This is a genomic window from Nostoc sp. (genome assembly GCF_036917615.1).
Taxonomy (GTDB): Bacteria; Cyanobacteriota; Cyanobacteriia; order Cyanobacteriales; family Nostocaceae; genus Nostoc.
Genome location: NZ_JBALCZ010000048.1, coordinates 1 through 26,886, shown reverse-complemented (window position 1 = coordinate 26,886; position 26,886 = coordinate 1). Strand labels below are relative to the sequence as shown.

20 protein-coding genes and 1 pseudogene are annotated in these 26,886 nt (G+C 43.0%); 13 read left to right on the top strand and 8 right to left on the bottom strand.

Going from position 1 to position 26,886, the window contains the following annotated elements; translation table 11 throughout:
- Positions 1 to 197 precede the first annotated feature (197 nt).
- The 8 genes from V7K85_RS16935 to V7K85_RS16900 all read left to right on the top strand — a co-directional run bounded on the left by V7K85_RS16935 (position 198) and on the right by V7K85_RS16900 (position 11,401).
- The gene (locus V7K85_RS16935) at positions 198 to 1,211 is read left to right on the top strand and encodes a LysR family transcriptional regulator (protein WP_334814785.1); all 1,014 of its coding nucleotides are present in this window, start codon (positions 198 to 200) and stop codon (positions 1,209 to 1,211) included.
- A 418-nt stretch (positions 1,212 to 1,629) separates the two neighbouring features.
- Positions 1,630 to 3,036, top strand: coding sequence for a serine/threonine-protein kinase (locus V7K85_RS16930; RefSeq protein WP_334814784.1), 1,407 nt, complete (start codon positions 1,630 to 1,632; stop codon positions 3,034 to 3,036).
- 145 nt (positions 3,037 to 3,181) lie between these two features.
- A complete protein-coding gene (locus tag V7K85_RS16925) occupies positions 3,182 to 4,258 on the top strand; it encodes a PstS family phosphate ABC transporter substrate-binding protein (protein WP_334814783.1) in 1,077 nt (358 codons plus the stop codon).
- A gap of 65 nt (positions 4,259 to 4,323) precedes the next feature.
- Positions 4,324 to 5,718: an ABC transporter substrate-binding protein gene (locus tag V7K85_RS16920; RefSeq protein ID WP_334814782.1), complete on the top strand. Its 1,395-nt coding sequence runs from the start codon at positions 4,324 to 4,326 to the stop codon at positions 5,716 to 5,718.
- Between the two features lie 493 nt (positions 5,719 to 6,211).
- A complete protein-coding gene (locus V7K85_RS16915) occupies positions 6,212 to 6,859 on the top strand; it encodes a PEP-CTERM sorting domain-containing protein (RefSeq protein ID WP_334814781.1) in 648 nt (215 codons plus the stop codon).
- Between the two features lie 309 nt (positions 6,860 to 7,168).
- Complete coding sequence (locus V7K85_RS16910) at positions 7,169 to 9,076, top strand: phospholipase C (RefSeq protein WP_334814780.1); 1,908 nt, start codon at positions 7,169 to 7,171, stop codon at positions 9,074 to 9,076.
- A gap of 95 nt (positions 9,077 to 9,171) precedes the next feature.
- The gene (locus tag V7K85_RS16905) at positions 9,172 to 10,149 is read left to right on the top strand and encodes a hypothetical protein (RefSeq protein ID WP_334814779.1); all 978 of its coding nucleotides are present in this window, start codon (positions 9,172 to 9,174) and stop codon (positions 10,147 to 10,149) included.
- Positions 10,150 to 10,354: 205 nt separating this feature from the next.
- Positions 10,355 to 11,401, top strand: coding sequence for a PstS family phosphate ABC transporter substrate-binding protein (locus V7K85_RS16900; protein WP_334814778.1), 1,047 nt, complete (start codon positions 10,355 to 10,357; stop codon positions 11,399 to 11,401).
- Between the two features lie 78 nt (positions 11,402 to 11,479).
- Here V7K85_RS16900 and V7K85_RS16895 read toward each other — a convergent pair whose 3' ends face one another.
- Positions 11,480 to 12,199 (bottom strand): Crp/Fnr family transcriptional regulator, encoded by a 720-nt coding sequence (locus V7K85_RS16895; protein ID WP_012412419.1) that lies wholly within the window; start codon positions 12,197 to 12,199, stop codon positions 11,480 to 11,482.
- A gap of 526 nt (positions 12,200 to 12,725) precedes the next feature.
- Between V7K85_RS16895 and V7K85_RS16890 the strand changes: the two genes are divergently transcribed.
- On the top strand, positions 12,726 to 13,430 hold the full coding sequence (locus V7K85_RS16890; RefSeq protein ID WP_334814777.1) for a DALR anticodon-binding domain-containing protein: 705 nt from the start codon (positions 12,726 to 12,728) through the stop codon (positions 13,428 to 13,430).
- A 181-nt stretch (positions 13,431 to 13,611) separates the two neighbouring features.
- On the opposite strand, the gene V7K85_RS16885 is transcribed toward V7K85_RS16890, so the two are convergent.
- Entirely contained in the window at positions 13,612 to 14,481 is an 870-nt protein-coding gene (locus V7K85_RS16885) for a Cof-type HAD-IIB family hydrolase (RefSeq protein ID WP_334814776.1), read from the bottom strand.
- A gap of 348 nt (positions 14,482 to 14,829) precedes the next feature.
- Here V7K85_RS16885 and polA point away from each other — a divergent pair, with 348 nt between their 5' ends.
- Positions 14,830 to 17,772 carry a DNA polymerase I gene (gene polA / locus V7K85_RS16880; RefSeq protein ID WP_334814775.1) on the top strand — a complete coding sequence of 981 codons (2,943 nt, stop codon included), beginning with the start codon at positions 14,830 to 14,832 and terminating at the stop codon, positions 17,770 to 17,772.
- Positions 17,773 to 17,926: 154 nt separating this feature from the next.
- Here the strand turns inward: polA and psb27 are convergent, their stop codons facing one another.
- From psb27 to V7K85_RS16850, 6 genes and pseudogenes are all read right to left on the bottom strand, one after another.
- Entirely contained in the window at positions 17,927 to 18,331 is a 405-nt protein-coding gene (gene psb27, locus V7K85_RS16875) for a photosystem II protein Psb27 (protein WP_334814774.1), read from the bottom strand.
- A gap of 124 nt (positions 18,332 to 18,455) precedes the next feature.
- Positions 18,456 to 19,625: a 7,8-didemethyl-8-hydroxy-5-deazariboflavin synthase subunit CofH gene (gene cofH / locus V7K85_RS16870; protein ID WP_334814773.1), complete on the bottom strand. Its 1,170-nt coding sequence runs from the start codon at positions 19,623 to 19,625 to the stop codon at positions 18,456 to 18,458.
- A 56-nt stretch (positions 19,626 to 19,681) separates the two neighbouring features.
- Positions 19,682 to 21,628 (bottom strand): ArnT family glycosyltransferase, encoded by a 1,947-nt coding sequence (locus V7K85_RS16865; RefSeq protein ID WP_334814772.1) that lies wholly within the window; start codon positions 21,626 to 21,628, stop codon positions 19,682 to 19,684.
- Between the two features lie 387 nt (positions 21,629 to 22,015).
- Positions 22,016 to 22,237 (bottom strand): hypothetical protein, encoded by a 222-nt coding sequence (locus V7K85_RS16860; protein ID WP_334814771.1) that lies wholly within the window; start codon positions 22,235 to 22,237, stop codon positions 22,016 to 22,018.
- A gap of 421 nt (positions 22,238 to 22,658) precedes the next feature.
- Positions 22,659 to 22,877, bottom strand: coding sequence for a hypothetical protein (locus tag V7K85_RS16855; protein WP_334814770.1), 219 nt, complete (start codon positions 22,875 to 22,877; stop codon positions 22,659 to 22,661).
- Between the two features lie 318 nt (positions 22,878 to 23,195).
- Positions 23,196 to 23,498 (bottom strand): annotated as a pseudogene (locus tag V7K85_RS16850) (hypothetical protein); the annotation flags it as partial.
- Between the two features lie 263 nt (positions 23,499 to 23,761).
- On the opposite strand from V7K85_RS16850, the gene V7K85_RS16845 reads away from it, so the two are divergent.
- The 3 genes from V7K85_RS16845 to V7K85_RS16835 all read left to right on the top strand — a co-directional run bounded on the left by V7K85_RS16845 (position 23,762) and on the right by V7K85_RS16835 (position 26,615).
- The gene (locus tag V7K85_RS16845) at positions 23,762 to 24,787 is read left to right on the top strand and encodes a multicopper oxidase domain-containing protein (protein WP_334814769.1); all 1,026 of its coding nucleotides are present in this window, start codon (positions 23,762 to 23,764) and stop codon (positions 24,785 to 24,787) included.
- 172 nt (positions 24,788 to 24,959) lie between these two features.
- On the top strand, positions 24,960 to 25,991 hold the full coding sequence (locus tag V7K85_RS16840) for a helix-hairpin-helix domain-containing protein (protein WP_334814799.1): 1,032 nt from the start codon (positions 24,960 to 24,962) through the stop codon (positions 25,989 to 25,991).
- A gap of 186 nt (positions 25,992 to 26,177) precedes the next feature.
- Positions 26,178 to 26,615: a ferritin-like domain-containing protein gene (locus V7K85_RS16835; protein WP_298914352.1), complete on the top strand. Its 438-nt coding sequence runs from the start codon at positions 26,178 to 26,180 to the stop codon at positions 26,613 to 26,615.
- Positions 26,616 to 26,886: the final 271 nt, after the last annotated feature.

The window sequence follows — 26,886 nt, the reverse complement described above, 5'->3', positions numbered from 1 at the left end:
AATTTAAATAGAATTGAATTCAGTACAACCAATACCACAAAGTATTCAAAAGGAGACTTTAGTCAAGATGTTGTGCTACTGTCTTTTTCGAGTCAAGCCTTTAAGTTTAATATCCAACAAATCATGCCCGGCTGATTGCTGTCAAAGCTGATTTGTTGCGTGCATCCGCTCCTTTAAAAGTTTGTGGGTTGAGTTTTATGTCTGACCTTCCTTTCACTTTAGATCAGTTACGTATTTTAAAAGCGATCGCACAAGAAGGAAGCTTCAAGCGTGCCGCTGATAGTCTTTACGTCTCCCAACCTGCCGTTAGCTTGCAAGTCCAAAATCTCGAACGGCAGCTAGATGTCCCCTTATTTGATCGTGGAGGACGACGCGCCCAATTGACCGAAGCAGGGCATCTACTCTTAAACTACGGTGAAAAAATCCTTAGTCTGTGTCAGGAAACCTGCCGCGCGATCGAGGATTTACAAAATCTCCAAGGCGGTACTTTGATTGTCGGAGCTTCTCAAACCACCGGCACTTATCTTTTGCCCAGAATGATCGGTATGTTCCGACAAAAATATCCAGATGTGGCAGTGCAGTTACACGTCCACTCTACCCGACGAACTGCTTGGAGTGTCGCTAACGGACAAGTTGATCTGGCGATTATTGGCGGTGAAATTCCCGGTGAACTATCAGAATCTTTAGAAATTCTTCCTTACGCTGAAGACGAACTAGCACTGATTTTACCTGTCTTTCATCCCTTTACCAAACATGAAAAAATCCAGAAAGAAGATTTATATAAATTACAATTCATTGCCCTAGATTCCCAATCGACTATCCGCAAAGTAATTGACCAAGTGCTAGCACGCTGTGAGATTGATACAAGGCGTTTGAGAGTTGAAATGGAACTAAATTCCATTGAAGCAATTAAAAATGCTGTGCAATCTGGTTTAGGAGCTGCCTTTGTCTCAACTAGCGCGATCGCTAAAGAGTTACAAATGGGCGTTCTGCACTGTGCCAACATTGAAGGCGTCGTCATCAAACGGACACTGTGGCTGATTTTTAATCCTAATCGCTATAGATCCAAGGCCGCAGAAGCTTTTAGTCAAGAAATTTTGCCCCAGTTTGCTAACCCAGGATGGAATCAAGATGTGTTAACATTGGCACAAAAAAGCATGGTGGTAACTACATTCGATGCAGCGACGCCCACCTCTTCCGGCAAAGACTAAAATCTGGTCATTGGTCTTTGAAGTTGTGTACCCTTCTCTTCTCTACCTTGGGCTGCGCCAAGGAGACACTTTCAGCGAACAAGAAGGCTTAGACACTCGCGGACTCGAAAAGGCTGCGCTATGACCAAAAGTCGGCGCTCATACTTCTTGTTTTGTAAATGACCAATGACCAAATAATTCGTAATATCCTACTGTCAGGCTGCGCCTACGTAATTCGTAATTATTACCTCATAGCTGTTCGTGCAGTGTGCCGTAGGCAAGCTAGGGGTTTGACATCAGGAAAAAAAGGTTCCTGTTATTCTTAAATAAATTTAGTTTCTATGTAACCTAAATGAATTACGAATTACGTAGCTTGCTTCTCGCGCCTTGGCGAGTATTATCAATTACGAATTATTTTGACTAATGACTAATCAGGAAAATGGAAGTTTACTGTACTCGTCCACGTTGCCCACGCCCACAAAACTATTTTGCCGATTTAGATGATATTACGACGCTGAAAACAACGCAGCAAAAGTACTGTACTACCTGTGGTATGCCACTGATGCTAGATGGTCGATATGTACCCATGAAGCTGCTGGGAAGGGGGGGATTTGGAGCAGCGTTTTTGGCACGCGATCGCCGAATACCGGGAATGCGTCAATGCGTGGTTAAGCAGTTTCAACCAGCGGGAAATTTAACCTTAACTCAACTGCAACAAGCGCAGCTGATGTTTGAGAGAGAGGCAGAAGTGTTAGCACAACTTGGCAACGATCACGAGCAAATTCCTGACTTGTTTGCCTTTTTTCCAGTGATAGTTAATAGCTTGCAACCAGGACAGCAAGACCAGTTTTTTTACTTGGTACAAGAATACATTAATGGGCAAAACTTAGAGGAAGAATTAGTTCAAAATGGTAAATTCTCTGAACAGCAAGTGTTGGAGGTGCTGCAAGAAATCCTGAAGGTGCTAAAGTTTGTCCATGATCGAGGCATTATTCACAGAGACATCAAACCCTCTAATATCATGCGCCGTCGTGATGGTAAACTTTTTTTACTAGATTTTGGCGCAGTTAAGCAAGTAACAAATGTTGCACTTGGTGCTGCTTCTTCCACAGGAATTTATTCTATGGGATTTGCACCACCTGAGCAGATGGCTGGGGGTCAAGTATTCCCATCTACAGACTTATACGCCTTGGCTGTAACTCTTATTACCTTGTTGACAAATCAGGAAGCAGTTCAACTATTTGATGCCTATAGCAATCAGTGGAAATGGCGAACGCAAGTGAGTGTTAACCCTCGCCTTGCTGACATTTTAGACAAGATGCTGCTACCTGCTGCTAATCAGCGCTTCCAGTCAGCCCAGGAGGTAATAGAAGCACTTAACTCACAGCCTCTAGCCCCTACACAACTTAATTCGCCTTCTGTAACACTTCCGCCACAACCACCCAAAGGTTCTAGTCCTGTCGTCCCCCGCCGTCTACCAACTCAACCAGCGTTTTCTACAGTGGAATTATTAGGTGGGGCGGCATTTAGTGGGTTTGAGGGGGCATTGATAGCGATCGCCCTCTTCAGTCTAGTAAAATCACCAATAATTACTTTAACTACTTGTGCCCTGATTTTAGGTATACTAATTTTTGCCCAAACCAGGCGGTGGATTGAAAAGTTCGATTTATTAATTATTCCGACAATTACTTTTGCGATTATTTTTTTTCTCCCGTTTTTACAAGGGGGGCTTGGCATACAGGCGGTAGTTGTTTTAGCACTTGCAGCAGGCTTAGTAGCCATTTCACTGACAGCCGTATTTCGACTTATTTATAAATTATTATCTCTTTTAAGTAGGTGGTTGTGAAAATTTATAACTATGTCATTGCGAACGGAGCGAAGCGAAGTGAAACAATCACAAGGGTTTAGATTATTTTACATTTTGTTATATAGTTAGGTTTATTTGAACCAACTTACTTACTTTAAAAAACTCCTGGTGCTAAGAGCCACCTATGTCTCAGAAAAACGAAACACTTAGCCTTTTCTTAGCCGCTATCATCACTATTGGCTTAATCTTTGGTGGCTTATGGTTTTTTATGGAACGCTGGGCGCAATTAAATAAACCTGTTGCTAACCAGTCGGAGAATAGCAATCCCAAAGATACCATTTCTGTTCCTAAACCTATAGAAACTGGCAAGACAAGTAATACCATCAGCAAATGTGACGTGCCAAACCTCCCAGAGGGGACATTCAACTATGGTGGTAGCACAACCTGGGCACCCATCCGTCAAGAGGTTGACTCCGTGCTGCAAAGCCTCTGCCCTCGGTTTATTTTACGCTACACTCAACCTCCTTCAGGTCAACCAGGATCTGGAACTGGTATTCGGATGTTGATAGACAATCAACTAGCTTTTTCTCAATCTTCTCGCTCAGTCAAAGCTGAAGAAAATGCCGAAGCTAAACAAAAAGGATTTAGTTTGAAAGAAATTCCGGTGGCGATTGATGGCATTGCGATCGCTGTTAACCTCAATCTCAACATTCCTGGTTTAACTGTCGCCCAACTCAAAGACATCTACACGGGCAAGATTACTAATTGGCAACAGGCGGGTGGGCCAAATTTACCAATTACAGTCTACTCTCGTAGCAAAGAAGCTGGGGGTACAGTGGAATTCTTTGTCGAAAATATTTTAAATAAAGAAAATTTTGCTGCCAACGTTAGTTATGTTGGAACGACCACTGAAGCAGTACGAAAAGTAGCTGCAAGTCCTGGCGGAATTTACTATGCTTCTGCCCCAGAGGTTGTACCCCAGTGTATGATTAAATCCCTGCCACTAGGGCGCACAAGCGGTCAATTTGTGCCTCCCTACCAAGAACCCCTTGTATCTCCATCTGAATGTCCTAGTAAGCGTAATCAGTTGAATACTCAGGCGTTTCGTAGTGGGGACTATGCAATTACCCGGAATTTATTTGTAATTGTTAAACAGAATAGTCAAACAGATCAGCAAGCTGGAGAAGCTTATGCAAATTGGCTGCTGACACCTCAGAGTCAAGAACTGATCGAAAAGGCTGGATTTGTCAGACTTAAATAATCAAAGCGGTTAGATTTATCAAAATAATCAAATAATAAACATTTTTACTTTATTCAAATTTGTTCATGTCACAAAAGAATGAAACCACAATTTTAGCCTTGGCTCTGTTGCTAACAGTTGGAATAGTTGGCGGTGGTTTTTGGTGGTTTACTAACAATGGGGTCAAAATTGCTAATACCATTATTCCAAATCAGGAAACAGGTAGCAATCTATCTTTACAAGACCGGATTAGTTTTGGGGAAAAATCCTTGACTCCGGGTGACATTTCTCCAGTTAAAAAAGAAGGAGTACAGGCGATCGCTGCTAAAAGTTATGATAAAGCGATCGCCAATTTCACCGCTGCCCTAAAACTCAACCGTAACGATCCAGAAGCATTAATCTTTCTTAACAATGCCCGCATCGGTTCCAAAAGTTACACCATTGTGGCTTCTGTACCAATAGGCACTGACCCCAATACTTCTTTAGAAATTTTACGTGGCATCGCCCAAGCCCAAAATCAAGTTAATAGCTCTGGAGGAGTCAAGGGAGTGCCATTGAGGGTAGGAATAGCTAACGACGACGACAATCCAGAAATAGCCAAGCAAATCGCTTCCAACTTAGTCAGCAATTCAGAAGTATTAGGTGTAGTTGGGCCGAATACTAGTGATTCCACCTTAGCCGCAGGTACTATCTATACTTCGGGACAACTTGTAGCCATATCTCCTACCAGCACATCTGTAAAAATTTCTAACTTTAGCCGCTACGTTTTTCGCACGGTTCCCAGTGATTTTATGGCTGCTAGAAGTTTAGCCAACTACATGGTGAAAACCTTGCAGAAAAAAAATGCAGTTGTTTTCTTTAATTCTCAGAGTAACTATAGCCAGTCTTTAAAGTCTGAGTTTGTTTCATCTGTTTCTTTAGAAGGTGGACAAGTATCGAGCGAATTTGACTTATCCAAGGCGGATTTTAGTGCGGCTAAAAGCCTAGAACAAGCAACTAAGCAAGGTGCAGAAGTGTTGATGTTAGCTGCTAACACTGAAACTTTGGATAAAGCGCTGCAAGTAGTACAAATTAACCAGAAACGGTTAACTCTGCTGGGGGGAGATGATGTTTACACCGTCAAAACTTTAGAAATTGGCAGACAGCAAGCTACGGGGATGATAGTGGCGGTTCCCTGGCATATTGATAGCAATCCTAAGTCAGATTTTCCCCAGAAATCTCGGCAGTTATGGGGCAGTGATGTGAGTTGGCGAAGCGCCCTCAGCTATGATGCCACTGTAGCCCTGATTGAGGCATTAAAACGCAATCCCACACGATCGGGAGTCCAACAAGCACTAACCTCCTCTGACTTTTCTGCTATCGGTGCTTCTGGTACAATTCGATTTTTAGCATCAGGCGATCGCAATGCCCCAGTCCAACTTGTGAAAATCGTTCCTGGTTCTCGCTCCCGCACTGGTTATGACTTTGAACCAGTTCGATAACCATCGAAGAAAGGCAGAGAGCAGGAGTTAAGAGGGTTTTAGCCTAGTTTATCTTTCTTTACATAGTTTGGTTTTATGATGCCAACTTACTTATCTGCTATCCAGATTGTCTGAATGCTTTTTTCTCAGTTGTGAGAAATCGGAGTAATACTGCCACGACTATTTAATAAACTTTGCTTTTCCTTAACTTTTCATTAATTTTCAGGTAACAAAATACAGAAGTGGGGATTTTTAGCACTTGGTGAGGTAGTGCAATCTTGAGGTTTTCCCAAGTGAGTAACTGACGAACCCAGAGGGCTAATGGACGAGTTGTTTAATACCTTGTCCCTTGTAAGGAAAATTAAGAATAATTTGATGCGATGGAAATTGTACCAAATTATGGGTGCAGTCATTTCTGACTTCTGGATTTTTCTTTATACCTTCAAGCCTAGCCATAGCAGTGTCTTCACTTTGGCATTATTTTCGGTGTGCAAAAAACGCACTTTTCTAAACTATGGGCAAAAATACTAACAGCAAACTTATCTTAAGTGCAACACCTTTAAGAAGGTTATCGCAAGCAACTGCTACCGCAGCGCTTGGTTTCGTTATGCTTGCAGCTATTGGTACAGATCCTGCCCAGGCTGTCAATTTGAAAACATTTAATATTTCAGGAAATTTTGCTCCTGCGGCTCTTGATGGTTCAGTAGGACTACCTGTGAATTTAGCAAATGGTTCTTTTAATGGGACTTACACAGTGGATGTGGATCAATTAGCTGCTTCTAGTTCTTTTGTAGATTTGACAAGTTGGACTGTCAACTTAGTCAATAACAATACTGTTTTGCAAACATTATCCAACAGGTTGGTTGGCAATACAGCTTACATTCAAGAGAACATACTTGCTTTTGCAGACGCAGGCTTATTGACAAAGCAAAACCATAATTTGTACAGTTTGGAACTATATTTTGACAGAAATTTCACAGGTACGGGTAGTACCAATGATGGAAAATTTTTAGACAACAGTGACCTGGGAAGTGTCCAAAGCTCCGGCATTACTAGCGTTACTTTTGCTAAAAGTGAGCCTGTTCCTGAACCTGAAACTTATGCTGGAACAGTAGTTGTTGCCACTATCGGTTTGTGGCTGAAAAGAAAGCAAAAAGCTTAAATAGCTGCATAATTTTGCTTCTGCTCAAAGGTGTTAAGTTTTTCGGAATTTCGGAACCAATAAAGCACGGCGGAAGCAAAAGACCTATTTTAAATCAATCAAACGCTTGCGGTATATGAATAAGAATTACCAAGGAGATGTGCTTTGAAACGATTTACAAAGTTCTATTTTGCTCTAACACTCTTGCTACTACCGTCTTCGCTCATACCGTCGATGTTTCTCGGCTCGGCGATCGCAGAGGATTCCTCTCGACATGAAGCATTGCCAGCAAATTCAACCGTCACAACTCAGCCAAATGTAACGCCAGACGTGACGCGATACTTAAATGATCCGCACAAGGAACCCAAGCTGCCGCCGAAGTTGCTCACGAAACTGCTTCACGAGCGGATCAAATATGTCTTCGTAATCTTTAACGAGAACCACTCTTTCGACAACGAGTATGGCACGTTGCCCGGTGTTAACGGACTCTACTCAGATGGACAAAAGCCTCGTGACCCAAAGAAAACGCCGGGTTTCACTCAGACCTATACGGATACGGACGGCTTGAGAGTCACAGTCCAGCCATTCCGGATCGGGTCTGAACAGAACGCCAGCGCCGTTGACAGCGTTGACCACTCGCACATCGGACTTGCAACCAAGCTCCATGTTGTGGACGGCAAGCCACAGATGGATCAGTTCGCCTACGACGAGTACACACGCTTCGCATCGAAGGGTGGAGCAGCCAACATTGCTGAGGGCAAGCAGTTTGCCCGCCTTGTCATGTCGCACATCGACTGCGATACCATTCCGTTCTTCTGGAAGTGGGCTAGTCGCTTTACGGTCTTTGACAACATCTTTGCAACCGAGGACACGCCCTCAACCCCGAATGCGGTGGCGATGATCGCGGGGCAGGGTGGTGAAACGCAATGGGTCAAGCACGGTTCAAATGGCAAATCTTACACCGTGGGTAGCCACACTGGCACGACGCAGGGAGTACCCCTGGTCAACGACCCACAGCCATTCTATGGCTCCCAATTCGACACAACGACGAACAACAAGCAACCTGCTGGCACGAAAGAGAGCTACGCCGATAACAACATCTCCTCTAACCTGACCTTCGCCAGTCTGCCGCTCACCTTCCAGGGGCGCAATATTCGGTCAGTCTTAGCTGGTAACAGGAATCCTTTATTCGATCTAGCCGATATCCAGCAGGATATCCCTTATATCCAGAAACTCCGAGCTGAGCCTGTCAATTGGCGCTGGTATCAAGAAGGCTACGATCTCGAACCGACCGATGCTAACGGAGTCGCCTCGCACGATGCCTATGTCACCCATCACAACGGTGCACAGTATTTCGGCTATATCGCCAACACGCCGGAGGTGAGCAAAAATCTCCGTGGGCTGAATGACTTTTTTAGCGACATAGCCAAAAATGCGCTGCCCAAAAGTGGCGTGTTCTACATTCGTGGTGGCTACACGAACCAGCAGGGTTTGAAACCGCCGATCACGAACCCCAATACGCCTGCGGATGAGATCGCCGCGATTAATGCGGCGAAGTCGGGCGATGACGACCATCCGGGCTACACCGATCGCCAGCTCAGCGAAGCGATGGCGGCCAGGGTGATCAACGCGATCGCCTCAAATCCGAAGCTTTGGCAGCAGAGTGCTATCATCATTACCTACGACGAGTCCGATGGTTTCTACGACCATGTGCCACCGAGGATCTTGTCCTATGGCCCTGACGGGCTGCCGCTCTCCCGTGGTGTCCGTGTGCCACTGCTCCTAATCTCACCCTACGCCCGGACGCACGCCGTCTCACACGTCGAGGGCGATCACAACTCGGTGATTGAGACGATCAACACGATCTTTGGTTTACCTGCGCTTGCCAGCCTGCCCGATGAAGCACAGGCACTTGCTGCTGGCAACTCCCCACAGTTCAACAAGTTCGGGCCGCCAGGATTTGAGCAGAAGTACCTCGGCCCACGGGACATCAATTCGCCAATCACCGACAGCTTACTGTCAGGCTTTGATCCGAAGCGCCTGCTCGGCATCTCGCCGCCACTGCCAGCCTCGTTTGCGAAGATTCCAGACAGCGTTATAAACACACTCCCGCACTACGGTGGGCAAGGCTGCCGGGCGATCGGAGTCACGCCGGAGGACAAGCGCCAGGGGATAGTCAACAAAATCCCCAAGGGCTTCAACCCACTACCAAGTACTTATCCAGTGGCTAACCCTTAAAGTGCTAAGTGCTGAGTAAACAAGTGGGGAATCTCACTTCCTTATTCAGCACTCTTCAAATATGCCCATTTTTCGACATTCCCTGAGGAGAATTCATGCGCTTTATCTTAGTCTTGCTGACTCTGCTTGGTGTAAGCTGCTCGATTTCCACCGCTCAGGCGGGTTCTGTAATCAAACGTGTCAAGGAACACAATGTGGTTCGCTGTGGCAGCGTCGAGCGGACAGGTCTGGCAACTCAAGCCGAGCCAGGAGGCTGGAGTGGTCTCAACGTCGACGTCTGCCGGGCGATCGCCGCCGCCGTGCTGGGATCTTCTGACCGCATCGAATATCATGAGTACGAAACGCCGAAGGACTTCGATGCTGTGCGTAACCAGCAGGACGACGTATACTTCCTTACAGGATCGGAGATTGACGAGCAGAAGCTGGCCGGCAAGTTGGTGCCTGGCCCTACTATCTTCGTAGAATCCAATGCGGTGATGGTGGCGTCCACCTCGGCTGCACAGCACGTCAGCGACTTGGCCAAAGAAAGCATCTGCTTCATGATTGGCAGTTCGGTCGAGCGGAGCCTGACGGCTTACTTCGGTGCACTCCACAAGAACTGGTTCCGTCGGCCGTTCTCTGAAGACGGGGAGATGATCGATACATACAACGTGCAAAATTGCCACGCGATCGCTGGTGAGATCACGACCCTTGCAAATATCCGCCTCGACCCTGGGGTTAACCAATTATCGAGCCGCATCCTCCCGGAGCCACTGACGACCTTTCCGGTGATCGCTGCAACCGGAACCGCGGATGCTCAGTGGTCTGCGATCGTCGCGTGGACAGTGGATACATTGATCAACGCAGAAAGACCGGAAACACCCTGGTATGCGGGCGGTGCTGGGGTGATGCCGATCTTTGCACCAGAACTGGGTCTCGACAAGGAGTGGCAGCGCCGTGTTCTTGCATCTGTAGGCAACTATGGCGACATCTTTGATCGCCATCTAGGGAAAGGCTCCCAACTCAAGCTCGACCGCGGATTAAATGCGAACCATCTCCGAGGAGGACTTCTTCTAAGCCCGTTCCTTGAGTAATTTCAACTAAGCATAGAAGTGTCAGACAAAGTTTTTGGCGAAGGTATTGATGGGGAAATTTATTATACCTTGGCATCTATTGTAGTCAGAAGTTAGGATTTATCATAATTCGTTAACAAAACACCCGTCCTCCCAATACAATCTCAAGTAGCAAGCACCTATCAAGTCAAGCACTTATATTGAATGGACGCGCGGGTAATTTACTATGTCTCAAAAAAATGAAATACCTATTCTTGTCTTATCCATCCTAATCACAGTCGGGCTAATAGCTGGCGGTTTTTGGTGGTTTAGTAGAAAGTCTGGTGTTGACCTAAATACAATTAATTCTGGTAGCACCAAAACGCCCCAAACTGCATCAGAACAACCTAGTGGCAATACTTTCACCTCAGTACAGGATGTTCCTACAGGATTATTCAATTACGGAGGCAGTACATCTTGGGCACCGATTCGACTAGTAGTTGATCCAGCAATTCAAGCGGCGCGACCAGAGCTTCGGCTGCGTTATGTAGAACCCAGCAGTGCATCTCCTGGTTCTGGTACTGGTATCCAGTCGCTGATAGACGGTCAACTAGCCTTTGCTCAGTCCTCTCGACCAGTTCTAGATCCGGAGTTAAGCCGTGCCCAGCAGCGTGGGTTCAGTTTGAAACAAATTCCTGTGGCAATTGATGGTTTGGCAGTCGCAGTTAACCCCAACCTTAACATCCAAGGACTGACGTTAGACCAGTTAAAGTCAATTTACACAGGCAAAATCAATAATTGGAGCCAGGTGGGCGGCCCCAATATCCCAATTAAGCCCTATTCTCGTCGCATTGCTGATGGCGGTACGGTCGAACTTTTTGTTCAAGACATCTTGGGTGGTCAAGCTTTCAGCCCGAATGTGGAATTTATCTCCACAACCACCCAAGCCTTGCAAAAATTGGCTGATAGTCCTGGTGGTATCTATTACGCTTCTGCCCCAGAGGTGATTCCTCAATGTTCAATCAAACCCTTGCCGTTGGGGCGGACGCAAGGGACATATATTACTCCCTACCAAGAACCATCTGTCCTCCCGTCTGAATGTCCTGGTAAACGGAATAAATTGAACATTGAGGCTTTCCAATCAGGAAAATACCCGATTACCCGCAATCTGTTTGTGGTGGTCAAACAGAATGGTCAGAATGAGCAGCAAGCAGGTGTCGCTTACGCCAACTTACTGCTGACTGAACAGGGACAGGAACTGATTACCCAAGCGGGATTTGTCAAAATTCGCTGACAGGAGCGATCGCCTCCGGCGGGGCGTAACCCATCGCACTCAGACAGAGTGGCGGAAATCGCCGCTCTGAACTGTGCTTTAACCAGCTCTATTAATCGATTCTGCTGGCAAGCAAATGAGATTATCCCCTTGAGTGAGGATTAAGCCACGTTGACGCAGCTTGCCCATCAAGCGGGTGACGGTAACACGAGTGGAACCAATCGCGCTACCAATTTGGGCATGGGTGAGGGGGAAGGGCAGACAATAACCGCGAATCACATCAGGATCAGTGTCGCTCATTGCTGGCTCTCCATATTCCTCAATTAACAATGTGAGAAATCCTAAGAGTCGATCAATTGTGCGGCGTTGTCCCAAGGCACTCAGCCACAGCAGCTTACGCTGGTGCTGATACCTAAAGGCATCCATTACTTCGCGACGGAAGTGAGGCCAGTTGTCTAAGTCGTGCCAGTACATCCACAGCACCGCAGTTTGGTCAACATGGGCGTAAGCCTGGAGTGTGAATGGTGACTGAGCAACAATTTCAAATGGTTGTCCCGCTCCGACAAAACCCAAGAACGCTTCTTCTGGGGTTCTGTTGATTCGTCGAGACGTTAGCTGACTAGCAGTCGCACTAACTTGTGCGGTTCCTACCATGCGGATCGCACCCCTTTGCACCAAATACAGCAATCCAGGTCTGGCTGGAATGCGCTCATCTTTGCTAAAGGTGCGGCAGCGGTAGTGTTCTTGAGCCCAGTCAAGAATTCGTTGCCAAGTCAGAAAAGGCCGTGATGCCTCAGAAAAGGAGGATGGAGATTGCATAGGTAACAAAGAGCGTTCGGCTGAAAACAAAGACGTAAATAAAAAGGTGCAAGGAGTGTCTTTGTAGTTGGCGAGGCAGGCTTAACGCCTAACAGCGCCAGCCAATCCAAAGAATAGAAAGCAAATTACTCTCTACTCTTTTGTTATACTTCCTACTGTACAATGATGGTAGTAAAGTTTACTTACTATTCATCGATTATTCATCAAATTTTATCCTTCTCTCATTTTTCTTTATCTAGATTAAATTTACACCTCAAGATAGATGACAGAAAATTAACAAATATATTTTACATTATTGTTTAAATAAAATTACGTGCATCATAAATTACTAATTAGCAAATATACGTCAATAAAACAGTTAGTATGCAGTTGCTTAGAAAATTTTATAAGCATTAATACTTACAATGGTGAAAAAACATGCATAAAAAATGAGAAAAATAATCTATATAAAGGTAGAGATGATCATAAAGTTTTGTATATTTCAGGTGTGGCTCTACGGCTGTCAAAATCTCAGAATCGAAAAGCTATGGAGCTTGCCAGTGCGATCGCCTCAGATATATTAGGGATCTGTGAGGATGTTTTTAGCATCAAAATAGTTCCCCCTGGTTGGATACATTTTGAATTGACTCACTCCACGTTAGCGACTTGGTTACAAAGTCTTGCAGTCGGGAGTTTACGGGGAAAGGGGGAGCAGGGGAGCAGGGAACAGGGAGCAGGGGGAGCAGGGAAGCAGGGGGGAGATCAGGGGACAATTGATGCCCCATACCCAGTGCCCAATTCGTTGTTTGCTGTTCAATATGCACATGCACGTTGCTGCTCGCTAGTGCTTCTAGCTCACCGAGAGGGATTGATTAAACTTAGAGAACCAGTTGCAAATAGTAGTCCAGCATTTTGGAGTGTTATCGCCCCCAACCCTATACCTTGGCTTACCAGTGATGGGGTATTGCGACTAAATCACCCAGATGAGCGTCGTCTCATTGGCGAGTTAGTGCAAGTGGTAGATAACATAGAGTGCCCTGATGTTAGTGGTTCTGTGAAATGGGAAAAAGTAGGGCTAAATTTGAGCCAAGCTTTTGAAAAGTTCTGGTCTAATTGCCGAATTTGGGGTGAGGTGAAAATTACGCCACCAGAGGTAGCCCAAGCCAGACTTGGATTGCTGATGGCTACTCAGTCAGTATTAAGATATGTGCTAGAGGGAAACTTAGGGGTTTTTGCGCCCTTGGAGTTATAAATCGGTAATGTCGCTTAGGTAAAAAATAAAAACTTTTATAATAGCTATTGACTCAATGCATCACCTCAGCTACATTAGCAGGTGTGTGAGGAGCGAACCAGCAGGGGCACCGAGACGAAACACGGCCAGTCGTCGGTGTCCTTTCTGATTTATATGGGTTAGGTTTGAAAAAGTGCCCTCATTAGAGCAAAAACTTTTCAATCGCTACTGCTGCTCCGTCTTGCTCTACACTAGGAGCTACCCACTGCGCGATCGCTTGCACTCCTGCTGGTGCGTTGCCCATAGCTACACCAAGTCCAACATACTCCAGCATTTCCACATCATTGAAATTATCGCCAATAGCCATAACGTTGGCTGTCTGTAATCCCAGCAATTGTTCGGCTAGGTAACGCACAGCAGTTCCCTTATTCACAGAGGCGTTAGTTACTTCAAAAAAGGTAGCAACAGATGTTGTGAGATAAAGTTCAGCCGGTGTATATTGGCGGCGCAAATTCCCCAATAGCTGGTTGATTAGATCAGTGTCATCACACAAAGCGAGAATTTTTGTCGGTTCATTCGTTAAGACTTGGCGCAAATCACCCACAGGAATCGGGATAACACCAGAACGTTCGGCATAAATTTGGGTTTCTCTAGTTAACTCACGGACGTATAGCTGATCATTGATGTAAAAGTGGATAGATAGAAGCGATCGCAACTCAGGCTGTTCAAAATAGTCGATTAGCTGGTGGGCAATTTCCCTGGAAACAGCCCAATGGCGATGAATTTTTTGGGTGATCGGGTCTTGAATCCAGGCTCCTTGATAAGCCATTAATGGTAGGGTAGAGCCGATTTCTTGGTGAAAGCGCAAGGCTGAACAATACATTCGACCTGTAGCGATCGCCACTTGAATTCCTCGTGCTTGGGCCGCAATAATAGCTTGCTTTACACCTGTACTGAGGGTGTTAGAATGTCCGGCGATCGTGCCATCTATATCCAAAACTAGTAATTTAATGTCTTTTGCAGCAGCCTGATTATCACTAGATGTCAAATGTGTGGCAGATGCTTTCTGCATAATTTCCTAGATTTTAAGTTCCAGTAAGAGGTTAACAGGCTCTAGCGACTAGTGGGGAGTAGAAGAAAAAATTGGGATCTCTAGTCAACCCATTTCCCAACCGTGAGGATGCGGATCTGGGGGAAATGAGCGAATGGGGCTACCGTGTATACACAATTCTTCTAGAGTTGCCCCACAGGCTTTTAAATTTTTCATTTTTCTCGATCATAAATAAATCGCGCAGCGTCCTACAACATTGTCAAGGATTCAGTTGCTCTGAAACGAATTAGCATATTGTCGCCAAAGCCAAGCTGAACGAGCATCTGAAATTGCTAACTATGTGACAAAGCTTCTGGCTAAAATAGGGCTATGTCTGAAACTTTCACTTCTGCAACCGCAACACGCCCCACGTTCATCCTTGTAGATGGACACTCCCTAGCTTATCGTTCATACTTTGCTTTCGCCAAAGGGCGAGATGGAGGACTGCGTACCAAAACGGGGATTCCTACGAGTATATGTTTTGGTTTTGTGAAGTGCCTGTTGGAGGTAATGGCAACACAACAGCCTCAAGCAATGGCAATCGCCTTTGATTTGGGTGAGGCAACTTTTCGCCACGAAGCTGACAATACTTATAAAGCTGATCGTCCTGAAACGCCAGAAGACTTCATTCCCGACTTAGCAAACCTGCATGAGTTGCTGAATGGCTTCAATCTACCAATTTTCACTGCCCCTGGTTACGAGGCAGATGATGTTTTGGGAACCTTAGCACAACGAGTAACTGCTGCTGGGTATAAGGTGAAGATTCTGACTGGCGATCGCGATTTATTTCAACTGATCGACTCTGACAAAGAAATCACTGTTCTTAATTTTAGTCCAGATGCCCTAAAGCGCTCTACAAATAGCATCACGGAATTTGAAGCAGAACAAGTCAAAGAAAAAATGGGCGTTTTACCTTCACAAATTGTTGATTTCAAAGCTCTTTGTGGTGATAAATCGGATAATATTCCTGGGGTCAAGGGAATTGGCGAAAAGACAGCAGTGCAGCTGCTAAATACCTATGGTTCCCTTGATCATATTTATGCTGCGTTAGATGAAATTAAAGGAGCAACTCAGAAAAAACTAGCAAGTGGTAAAGAAGATGCCGATAAGTCTCGCTATTTGGCAACTATAGTTCTGGATGTTCCTATAGAAATTAATTTAGAAGATTGCAAATTAAAAGGGTTTGATACAAGCGTCCTGACACCAATTTTAGAAAAGTTAGAATTCAAGTCTTTTTTAGGCAAAATCAACGACCTCCAGCAACGTTTTGGTGGAAAACTTGAAGAGATCCAAGAAGCCAAAATAGATGCAATTAATCCCAATACTAACTCAGAATTAAGCGCTGATGAAGATAACGATTTGTGGTTTTTCAGTGCTAATGATACAGCAGCAGTTTCACAACAATCTACTTCTGCAATTACACCACGCATCATCAACACCGAAGCCAAACTAACTAAGTTAGTGAAACTTTTGCAAAAATTCACCAATCCAGAGACTCCCGTTGCTTGGGACACAGAAACCACCGATTTAGAACCAAGAGACGCCGAGTTAGTAGGAATTGGTTGCTGTTGGGGAACGAAACCAGATGAGGTAGCCTATATTCCTCTGGGGCACGAAACCGGGGAAAATTTGCATAAAGATTTTGTACTAGAAACATTACGCCCAATTCTCGAAAGTGCTGATTATCCTAAAGCTCTACAGAATGCCAAATTTGACCGCTTAGTTCTAAAGTGTCAAGAAATTAATTTGGCGGGAGTAGTGTTTGATCCCATGCTGGCAAGTTACATTCTAAATCCAGATTCTAGCCATAATTTGATGGATTTGGCGCAGCGATATTTGGGATTGATAGCAAAAAGTTACTTAGATTTAGTTCCGAAAGGCAAAACTATCGCTGATATAGATATTCCCGCCGTAGCAGATTACTGCGGTATGGATGCTTATTCTACCTTTGGTTTAGTGTCGAAATTGCGTGAGGAACTGGAGAAAATTCCAGCTTTATCTAAACTATTAGTGGAAGTGGAACAGCCACTAGAAGCAGTTTTAGCCCAAATGGAATACACAGGCGTCCGCATTAATTCAGCTTATTTACAAGAACTTTCCCAGCATTTAGAAACTGAGTTAGCCAGGTTAAAAGAGGAAGCAACTGAAATAGCTGGAGAAAATTTTAACTTAGGTTCTCCTAAGCAATTGAGCCAAATCTTGTTTGAAAAGTTGGGGTTAAGCACCAAACATTCTCGTAAAATTCAAACGGGCTACTCTACAGATGCAGCAACACTGGAAAGACTCCAAGAAGATGACAACACTGGATTTGTTGAGGCGATCATTGAGTATCGCACCCTATCTAAATTAAAGTCTACTTATGTTGATGCATTACCTGCATTGGTGCGTCCAGATACCCAGCGAGTGCATACTGATTTTAATCAAGCAGCGACATCAACTGGTAGGTTATCTTCTTCTAATCCGAATTTGCAAAATATCCCCATTCGTACAGCTTTTAGTCGCCAAATTCGGAAGGCGTTTTTGCCAGAACCTGGTTGGTTAATGGTGGCTGCTGATTACTCACAAATTGAATTGCGGATTTTGGCTCATTTGAGTCAAGAGCCGATATTAGTGCAAGCATATCAGCAAAATGAAGATGTTCACACTGTTACCGCGCGGTTAGTGTTTGAAAAAGAAAATATTACATCAGAAGAACGAGGGATGGCAAAAACTATCAATTTTGGCGTGATTTATGGAATGGGTTCTCTAAGGTTTTCGCGCTCAACTGGGATAGATAAGACCATTGCCAATGAGTTCATTAAGCGGTTTAATGAGCGATATCCTAAAGTATTTGCATATTTGGAGCGAGTCAAAAAAGAAGCGATATCTCTTGGTTATGTAGAAACTATTCTCGGTCGTCGTCGTTACTTTGATTTTACTAATAATAGTTTACGCAAATTAAAAGGCAGTAACCCAGAAGATATTGATCTGAGTAAATTAAAGAATTTAGGTCCTTACGATGCAGGTTTACTACGTTCGGCTGCTAATGCACCAATTCAAGGTTCCAACGCTGATATTATCAAAATTGCAATGGTAAGACTGCATGAAGTTTTGAAGAACTATCAGGCGCGTTTGTTGTTGCAAGTTCACGATGAATTAGTGTTTGAAATTCCTCCTCAGGAGTGGAAAGAATTACAACCGCAAATTAAGTCGGTGATGGAAAACGCAGTTCAGTTGAGTGTGCCGTTGCTGGTGGATGCGCGTGTCGGTGATAATTGGATGGAGACGAAGTAAGTTGGACTATGACAAGTCTTTTAGCTAGAGAAGTCTCGATAAGTTTAGTTAGTTGAAAATTTAAAACTCAGCCATATATCAAGTTGATAAAATAATCAAGAGTCAAAAGTATCGACTCTTGACTCTTGATTATGGAGTAGGCAATAGTTAAGAATTAGCCGCCACGCTTCAGCGCTACTTCTATCTGCTGTAACTCCTTCTCTAAACGATTTTTGAGTTTTTCGGGTACAGGACGATTTGGGTAAGAACTGTAGTGTCCAGCTAAGGAGTTGAGGGCTGTTCGCATGGTTGTAAACGAGCCAAGACCAGAAACAGAGTTAACCCGCTGATAGCGAGCTGAAAAGTCATTAATTTTTTGACGCGCTTCTGTTTGAACTGCTGTTTTGTCTGGTGAATCTTGTGATAGATCCAAAGCTTGTCTCATAATATTGACCACAGCTAAGGTGTCTTGCCGATAATCCCCAGTCAAACTATCTGGACTGCCAGAACAACCCATTAAGCCGATAGCTACAACTAAAACCAGCGCAAGCAAACGCGACCAATAGCGCTTCATATGCATTAAGTAAAAGAATACGTAAATCAACGTCCATCGTATCTTGGATTGGTATCTTGGGGATCAATTTATTGCTGTGTGCTGAGTTAGGAGTCATGAGTCAAGAGTTAGAAAACTCCGTTAATCTAACTTAGATACTCGTCCGCGAGTTTTTGACTTGACTCCTAACTTTTTGATAAAGAGTATCCCGTTGGTGGTAAGGTCTTCCTAAAGAAGCGATCGCAGCTTCCAAAGTTTCCACTTCCATACACGTACCGCCCAAAGCACCTGCCATTGTGGTAATATGCTCCTCCATTAAGGTGCCGCCGATATCGTTGCAACCCCAAACTAAAGCTTCTGTTGCACCAGCAAGCCCCAGTTTTACCCAACTCTGCTGATGGTTGGGAATCCAATTACCCAAGTAAATCCGCGCCACAGCCCCTAGCAGCAGTGCATCACTCAAAACTGGTTGATCGCGTCCGACACGGCGACGTAAGGATTTGGGCGCTTCTTGTCCAACAAAGGGTAATAAAATAAACTCTGTGATCCTTGCTGAATATCCCTGATTGACGGCGGTTTTTTGGAGCGATCGCAATTTTTCTAAATGCTTGATTTGCTGTTCGTGGGTTTCAATATGCCCAGATAACATCGTGCTAGTGGTATGCAAGCCTAATTTGTGAGCGGTGCTGACAATTTCTAGCCAAGTGGCTGTGTCAATCTTCTCTGGACACAGTATCCGCCTAACTTCATCGTCTAACACTTCAGCGGCTGTTCCTGGCATTGAGCCAACACCAGCATCGCGCAAAGCAGTAATCACATCAGCATATTCAAGTCCGTCAAGTCTGGCGATAAATTGCACTTCCTGGGGAGAGAAAGCATGTAAATGTATCTGAGGAAATTCCTGTTTGATCGTTTCCACTAGCTTGAGATAATAGGGCAAAGATTTACCATTTATCTGCGCTTGTGGATTTAATCCGCCCTGCATACAGATTTCCGTCGCACCCCGTTGCACCGCATCTGTCGCCTTTTCCAAAATTTGCGCCGAATCTAACCAGTATGCACCGACATCACCATCATCTCGACGGAAAGCACAAAAACTACAGTGCTGCTCACAAATATTAGTAAAGTTGATATTACGATTAATTACGTATGTAACCGTATCGCCTGCTTGAGTGTGGCGGAGTGTGTCGGATGTAGCACGGATTGCGGCGATCGCTTCTGCCTCAGTTTGTTCTAACAATACCACTCCCTCTTCGAGAGATAAGTCGTACCCCATTAAGGCACGTTCAAGAATTTTTTCAACAGCAATTTTTGTCAGCATTACTTTCTTAATTTCTCAGTAAATATTAATTTTCTGATCTTGTAAATAATAAAATTCTACTTAATAAATACACCAAGCTCTGGAGAATCCCAAGCTCGAATATAAGTTTTACCTTTAAAATTAATCTCAAAAGATTTTTTTTGTTTACTTTTTTTAGTTTCCATTGAAATAATCCCACAAGGCTCAAAATCTTTATAGGAATCATCTTTTTCTAAAATCGCCGAAATATTAGTCACATTCACATGTTGAATTTTAACTAGTTTTTGATTATTTGGCTGCAAAAGTACCCATAAAGGGTATTCCCAAGGGTCATTTCCCATTGATAGCCCAATATTCGAGCATTTTTTTGAATTTAAAAACTCAACTGCTCCTGTATAAGTAGCTTGGAGGTATGGTCTATTACTGAAATACTGCTCAATCCTACTGGTTTGGAATATATTGTTGCTAGCAATAATAGGTCTATATCTATTAAAAAATACCCACGTTAATGATGATATCAGCAAAAATGTTACTAGAAAAATCGCTATTTTTTGCTTTTTTAGCTTAGATAACACAACACCTAAGAATGGAGAAATTAGTACAAAAAAAGGCAAATGCAGACGACTATTCCAGGCTTGCCATTTTACCAAGTAGCAAAATATTATAAATGTAAATATGATAGTAATAAGATAAGCAAAAACATAACTTTCTTTTCGGATAGATTTTTGAGATATAAAAATAATCAAACATATTATTATCAGTGCTAGATGTACTAAATTACCAGCACTATTTTCATTACCAGTTATCCCAATTGTTGCCCAACCTCCTGGTACAAAAAATATCTTAGAAAAAGTTATCCGAGGATCATTTACATCAACACCGATTAATATATGTATAATTTGAATTAATCTATTTGCTATTCCATTCCATAAACCAATCGGTGTGCCTATATGCAAAGCAATATTTCTCAGAATATTAGAAATAAGTATATTAACACCGAATATTTCATTCCGATAGCCACCTGGTTCACCAAGTGGCGAAGCAAATAAATTATAATTACGTAAATAATGACTAATATTAAGCACTAAAGATATACTTACTACTATAAAAGCAGGCTTCCATGCTTGCCAGCGTAAGCGTTTAATCTGGTATACAGCAAACCAAACTAAGAAGGGAAATACATAAAAATAAGCAGTTCCCTTGCTCAAAATAGCTAATCCTATACTACTACCAATCTTGAAGGAATTCGTCCAACTTTCGCTTTTTCTTGCTTGGATACCTGAGAGCAAGTAGTAGGCAAGAGAAACTAACCAAAATGCAACTACATAATCATTTTGAGTGCTTGAAGCTTGCAATATTCCCATAGGGATTGTTGCAGTTACAACAGCAGAGAAAACTTGACCTCGTAAATTTGCTCCGAGTTTTTTTGCAATTAATGACACTCCAATAATAGAGCCAATCATACTCAACCATTGAACTAAGTTAGCGAAGTAGTCACCACCACTCAAAATTTTAAAATGTAAAATAACGAACTCTGACCAAGGGTTTTGATATAGCTGTGGAGTATAACTTGTTGGATAATTAGCAATGCTATAATTTTGTATCCAATAAGCAACACGACTCATATGATAGTCCATAGAATCCCAGTTATTGGGTGGTGCTATGATGGCAATTAATCCAACTGTTGCTACAACAAAACCTATGCCACATAACAAGAAATGGATAGAGGATTTAATTTTAATATCTTTCTTTATTTGAGAAGACTTATTTGGTTTGTAAATCTGAATTTTTTGGTGATTTAGCCGAAGGTATAGATAAATTAATATGATACATATCAATCCCCAAGTTCCTAATATCCAACCAAAAGTAATTAATTTGAAAAAACTCAAAAGTTCTGTGGTTACAGCGAATAAAACTCCCCAGTAAGTAGATGCTAATATCACCGAATCACGCCAATCGTTACGATTTTTGTTAATCAGCAAAAAAATCATAATTAAGGAGATAAAAGGCAAAACTATCAACATAATATCAATTGTTGTTATGGATATTTAAAAACTAGACTAAATTACCAGTTGATTTAATCAATACTTGACTAATGATTATTAATTTATAATTCCTAATTACGGACAAAGCAACTTAATTTATCAATGGATAAAAAATGCAGTGTGCATCGATATTTCAGAGCAAGCACATACTGCAACGGGCAAGCAAGCTACATGCGTGGGGTAATAATTATGAATTATTTTGACAGCTATATACAATAACTTCCCTTGTCCTAACACACTAGGTTTTTATAGTTTATATATATATAACCCATTAACAAAAAAATAGTGTGGTTTGATCACAACTATTTTGATTTATTAATGCACATCTTTGTCTTAGCGGGAATCCTTAGTAAAGCTCTGATATTACTAAGGATTCCTTGCTTGTGGTGTTCGTCGGTGTTGTATTAGCAACCCAACCGCCATAGCAATGCCGACAAAGGCTGTAAAGTATAATAAATCAATCAATCGGATATAAATTGATGGTGTCACAGCTACGCCCGTGGTAAACATCGCTTCAACTTCAGCTCCTGGCGCTACTTTCACTGGTGGAAATTGACGGTTAGATCCTGGTAAAGGAGTTGTTTCCACCTCGATTTTGTGGGGTGAACCATCGAAAAATTGTTCTTGCTATGTTAACTTACCTTGTTTGTCGGGAATACCTTTGTAGTCAAAGATTATTAAACAGGACTTACCCCGGATTTCTCACAAAGATTTAAACAACAGCCCAAAACCTTTATGTCACTTAGACTTGAGATAAAATACCCCGTTCACATACTGCTACGATTCATACAGTATCTAAAACGCTCAAAATCTAAGCTCGATAAAGGTTTGGGTAATAGCGTAGGCGTAGCCCCCCGTAGGCATCGCACCGCTTGTGAGAAATGCGGGTTACGCACAGGTAACGGAAAATCGTAGACGTAAAGCGGCTTGCCGCAGGCTACCATAGAGGATGCACAGAAACCAGTGCGTTGGGCGGGTTAAGAGACTTGTACCCCTCCGGGGAAGCAAGCTACGCGCAGCGTCTCCGACAGGAGAAGCAACTGGCGCGACACAAACAGAAGTCTGAGCGCCGGCTTCCGGCGTTGGCGCAGCCCGCCTTAGGTATCAGAACTTCGGTGCGAATAAGAGTTTGAGAGGTTTTTTGCGTAAGTCCTATTAAATTATGTTCTGTGGCGATCGCTTTCACCTGCAACGCTACATCCTTGATTAAGTTGTCCGGTTGCGGCATCTTCCACCTGTAACGCTAAACTCGCACGTTTTCCGACAGTTGGTTTTTATCTCCGTCAAGGCTAATTTCCAATCCCTGAGATTTTTGAGATGATGGTGCCGCAGCTACGACCGTCGTAGCCCGGATTTATCACAAATATTTAAACGACTAGCCCAAAACGTTGATGCCACTTAGACTTGAGATAAAATACCCCCTTCACATACTGTTGTGATTCGTGCAGTGTCTAAAACGCTCAAAATCTAAGCCCGATAAAGATTTAGGTAATAGCGTAGGCGTAGCCCGCCGTAGGCATCGCACTGCTTGTGAGAAATGCGGGGTAGACATCGCTTCGGTACTATTTGAGTGGTGTTCACTGCCATGAGCTTCTGCAACTTCTGCACTAATGTTGATAACTAATAGCGTTACTATAGCCACTACTGTCAATGCACTTAATAAAAGGCGCACTGAATATGGTGCAATTTCTCCTTGTTGTAGTTCTTGTTGTAGTTCTTGTTGTCCACCAATAACCCAACCACCCAACACTCCAAGTGATAGTAAAATACCTGCTATAATAAAATATTTATATTTGATTGGATTTTCCTGAACATTCAAATTTAAGGTTTCTCCAAATACTCCGAAAGCAATAAGCATATCAGGAATAGGCATGAAATAATTAGTTTTTTCTGAATATGATTTATACATAAATTAACGTATAAATACCGTTAAAACTCAGAAACTTTTGCTAGAGTTTTCCGAGACTGATTCTCGCTTGTTCTGGATTTAACAACTTAATTAGCAGTTTTGATGTAATATAAAATTATTAACAATAATTATTAATTCCTCTAATATTTAGCAATTGCAAATCTTTTACAATTATTTTTTGGTGCTAACCGTAACTAAATGTCATGCCCAACAACTTCGCTCTAGGAAATGGAAAACCGTGGAGCCGCCGTGAATTCTTGAAGCTGGGGCTAGCAGGTGCTGGAGTGATTGGTGCAGCTGGACTTTGGCAGATGCTAAATCTACAAAGTAAGTCAATCGTCAAAGTGCCACCACTGGATATGGAAGCACCAGACGACGGTACTAACCCGATGAAGATGTTAAGGGATTTTGATTATGGGACGGTAAAGCAAGAAAATGGGCGGACTATCCGGGAATTTCAGTTAACTGCGGGTACTTCCATAATAAAACTCAATAGTGCTGTTTCTTACAACATCTGGGATTTAAACGGTCGCATACCAGGGCCAACGCTAAGGGCAAAACAGGGCGAACGTGTGCGAGTGCTTTTTCTCAACAAAGCAGGACATTCTCACTCTTTGCATTTTCATGGCGTTCATCCGGCAGAAATGGATGGGGTTCGCCCAATCAGCAATGGCAAAGCCACAATTTATGAATTTGATGCTGAACCCTATGGAGTACACTTGTACCACTGCCATATTGAACCAGTTACCCGTCACATCGCCAAGGGACTGTATGGGATGTTTATCATCGATCCACCTACGCCCCGTCCCCCGGCTGATGAGATTGTACTAGTCATGGCTGGGTATGACGTGAATGATGATGGCCATAATGATTATTATGCCTTCAACGGTTCGCCCCATCATTACATGGATCATCCCATTCGCATTTACCAAGATCAGTTGATTCGGCTATATGTCCTCAACATCATTGAATACGATCCGGCAGTAACCTTTCACCTCCACGCCAACTTCTTTGATGTCTATCGCTATGGCATGAGTATGACTCCTAGCGAGAAAGCAGATGTGATTACGATGGGTATAGCAGAAAGGCACATCTTGGAATTTGCTTTTCGCTACCCAGGTAAGTATATGTTCCATCCCCATCAGGATGCGATCGCAGAAAACGGTTGCATGGGTCAATTTGAAGTAGTTACTGAGAGTAACTCTCAAAATAATGTTAAAAATACCTGAGACTATTATTAGTAATTCCTAATTAATTCATTAAAATTTTAGGAAAATAGTTGATAAAAAATCTCATTATATGCGACAGTAAAATCTATGACAATGTATCAAATCAACTACTTTCTAGTAATAGTTTGAAATGTTTCAATTAATACCTTTTTTAGTTGTCCGAGGAGCAATGATGATAAAACTTCGTTATATCTGTTTAACAGCAGCAGCAGCCGTAATAGTTACATTGAGTTCCTGTAGTAGTACACCAACCGCAGAAAATCCATCAGCACCAGTTACTAGCCCTCAAGCTACAGAGGCAGTAAGTGAGAACAGTCATAGTGGTCACAGTGGCAAAGACAAAATTAACATTAACAGTGCTATCTTGTCAGAATTGGATAAGTTTGAAGCCAAGCTAGGTGTCCCGGCTTTATCCAACAAAATTCAGGCAAATCGTCCCTATGGCAGCCCAGAAGATTTAGTTACTAAAAAAGTAATTACTCAAGAGCAGTTTAACCAAATTAAAGACCAGGTTGGTGTTCAGGAAGTGGTACTCACAGGTGAGGCAAAAGATGTTGACTATATGTCTAAATTAGGCTTAATGAAAGGGCATCTTTTGGTAGCACAAGAACTACTGGATCAAAATCAGCCGAAACAAGCAGAACCTCATATTGGACATCCAGTTGAGGAGATTTACGTTGATGTAGAAGAACAATTGAATGAGCGCAAAGTTAAAGAATTTAAGACAACTTTGGTGAGTTTGCAAGATTTAGTTAAATCTAATTCAAAAGATAGTAAAGTTAAAACTAATTTTGCTTCTTCGATGCAATCAGTTGATGGAGCGATCGCAGCTTTGCCAGCAGATCAACGCTCAAAACCAGGATTTGTGCTACAGGTAATTAACGAATTGCTAGATTCAGCTAACTCCGAATATGATGCTGCGATCGCAGATGATAAAGTAACCGCCCCAATTGAGTATCAAGACTCCCGTGGTTTTGTCTTTTACGCCAATGATTTATACAAAGGAATTTCTAGTCAAGTAGCTCAAGCAGATCCCGAAGCACACAAAGCGATCGATGCTAGTTTCGCTGAACTAATAAAAGTTTGGCCTGCCGCCATCCCACCAGCGAAAGCAGTCAAAAGTCCTAATGATGTTACCAAGCTGGTGAAAACCATTGAGGAAAACTCTCAAAAAGTGGTTGACAAATCCAATACCCAAGCATAGCGATAACACTTTCATTTAATGGAAAGCATAGGGTAAGGAGTTTAAAATGAGAAAATAGTTATGAGTTATGAGTTATGAGTTATGAGTTATGAGTTATGAATCTCAATATGTTAACTCGTAACTTCCAACTCCTCACTTCTAACTCCTAACTAATTAAACTCCATTCGTTACTCAAACTAACAACTGATGCAAGAACTTGACCAGAAAAAGACCATTGACCTGCTGAACGCCATCATGGAATTTGAACTAGCAGGAGTAGTGCGCTATACACATTATTCTTTGATGGTGACTGGTCCTAACCGTATTCCAATCGTGGCTTTTTTCAAAGCACAGGCAAGTGAGTCTTTACTTCATGCCGAACAAGTAGGAGAAATACTCACTGGTTTAGATGGGCATCCCTCCCTGAAAATTGCCCCAATGGAAGAAACCTACCAGCATAAAGTCAAGGATATCTTAGCAGAAAGCTTATCCCATGAAAAAAAGGCATTGGATCTGTATAAAGATCTGCTCGAAACTGTCACCAATGCCAGCATTTATCTTGAAGAATTCGCTCGCGGCATGATTGGGCAAGAAGAGATGCATAATCTCGAACTGAAAAAGATGCTACGCGATTTTGGTCAATAGTTATTAGTCATTAATTATTGGCTAGGGACTAATGACAAAGTAGAAGTCTGAACGGAGCGAAAAACCGGAGCGGAGGTTTCCTCTGCTCTGGATTTTTCAATTTTTGGCTTTCGACCATAAGAACTTCTCCTAAGGGAGACGCGCAAGGAATAGGCATAAAAGACAAAGGACAAAAGATGAATTTTAGTACTGCTCTACCTACTTTTGTAATAACACTTCGAGAAGGAGTGGAAGCAGCCCTTGTTGTTGGTATTGTGCTAGCTTTACTGAA

What these genes read in the sequence shown, in the direction of transcription:
- V7K85_RS16935 (WP_334814785.1), top strand. Translation starts at nt 198, where the DNA reads ATGTCTGACCTTCCTTTCACTTTAGATCAGTTACGTATTTTAAAAGCG.
- V7K85_RS16930 (WP_334814784.1), top strand. Translation starts at nt 1,630, where the DNA reads ATGGAAGTTTACTGTACTCGTCCACGTTGCCCACGCCCACAAAACTAT.
- V7K85_RS16925 (WP_334814783.1), top strand. Translation starts at nt 3,182, where the DNA reads ATGTCTCAGAAAAACGAAACACTTAGCCTTTTCTTAGCCGCTATCATC.
- V7K85_RS16920 (WP_334814782.1), top strand. Translation starts at nt 4,324, where the DNA reads ATGTCACAAAAGAATGAAACCACAATTTTAGCCTTGGCTCTGTTGCTA.
- V7K85_RS16915 (WP_334814781.1), top strand. Translation starts at nt 6,212, where the DNA reads ATGGGCAAAAATACTAACAGCAAACTTATCTTAAGTGCAACACCTTTA.
- V7K85_RS16905 (WP_334814779.1), top strand. Translation starts at nt 9,172, where the DNA reads ATGCGCTTTATCTTAGTCTTGCTGACTCTGCTTGGTGTAAGCTGCTCG.
- V7K85_RS16900 (WP_334814778.1), top strand. Translation starts at nt 10,355, where the DNA reads ATGTCTCAAAAAAATGAAATACCTATTCTTGTCTTATCCATCCTAATC.
- V7K85_RS16895 (WP_012412419.1), bottom strand. Translation starts at nt 12,199, where the DNA reads ATGCAATCTCCATCCTCCTTTTCTGAGGCATCACGGCCTTTTCTGACT.
- V7K85_RS16890 (WP_334814777.1), top strand. Translation starts at nt 12,726, where the DNA reads ATGGAGCTTGCCAGTGCGATCGCCTCAGATATATTAGGGATCTGTGAG.
- V7K85_RS16885 (WP_334814776.1), bottom strand. Translation starts at nt 14,481, where the DNA reads ATGCAGAAAGCATCTGCCACACATTTGACATCTAGTGATAATCAGGCT.
- polA (WP_334814775.1), top strand. Translation starts at nt 14,830, where the DNA reads ATGTCTGAAACTTTCACTTCTGCAACCGCAACACGCCCCACGTTCATC.
- psb27 (WP_334814774.1), bottom strand. Translation starts at nt 18,331, where the DNA reads ATGCATATGAAGCGCTATTGGTCGCGTTTGCTTGCGCTGGTTTTAGTT.
- cofH (WP_334814773.1), bottom strand. Translation starts at nt 19,625, where the DNA reads ATGCTGACAAAAATTGCTGTTGAAAAAATTCTTGAACGTGCCTTAATG.
- V7K85_RS16865 (WP_334814772.1), bottom strand. Translation starts at nt 21,628, where the DNA reads ATGTTGATAGTTTTGCCTTTTATCTCCTTAATTATGATTTTTTTGCTG.
- V7K85_RS16855 (WP_334814770.1), bottom strand. Translation starts at nt 22,877, where the DNA reads ATGCCGCAACCGGACAACTTAATCAAGGATGTAGCGTTGCAGGTGAAA.
- V7K85_RS16845 (WP_334814769.1), top strand. Translation starts at nt 23,762, where the DNA reads ATGCCCAACAACTTCGCTCTAGGAAATGGAAAACCGTGGAGCCGCCGT.
- V7K85_RS16840 (WP_334814799.1), top strand. Translation starts at nt 24,960, where the DNA reads ATGATAAAACTTCGTTATATCTGTTTAACAGCAGCAGCAGCCGTAATA.
- V7K85_RS16835 (WP_298914352.1), top strand. Translation starts at nt 26,178, where the DNA reads ATGCAAGAACTTGACCAGAAAAAGACCATTGACCTGCTGAACGCCATC.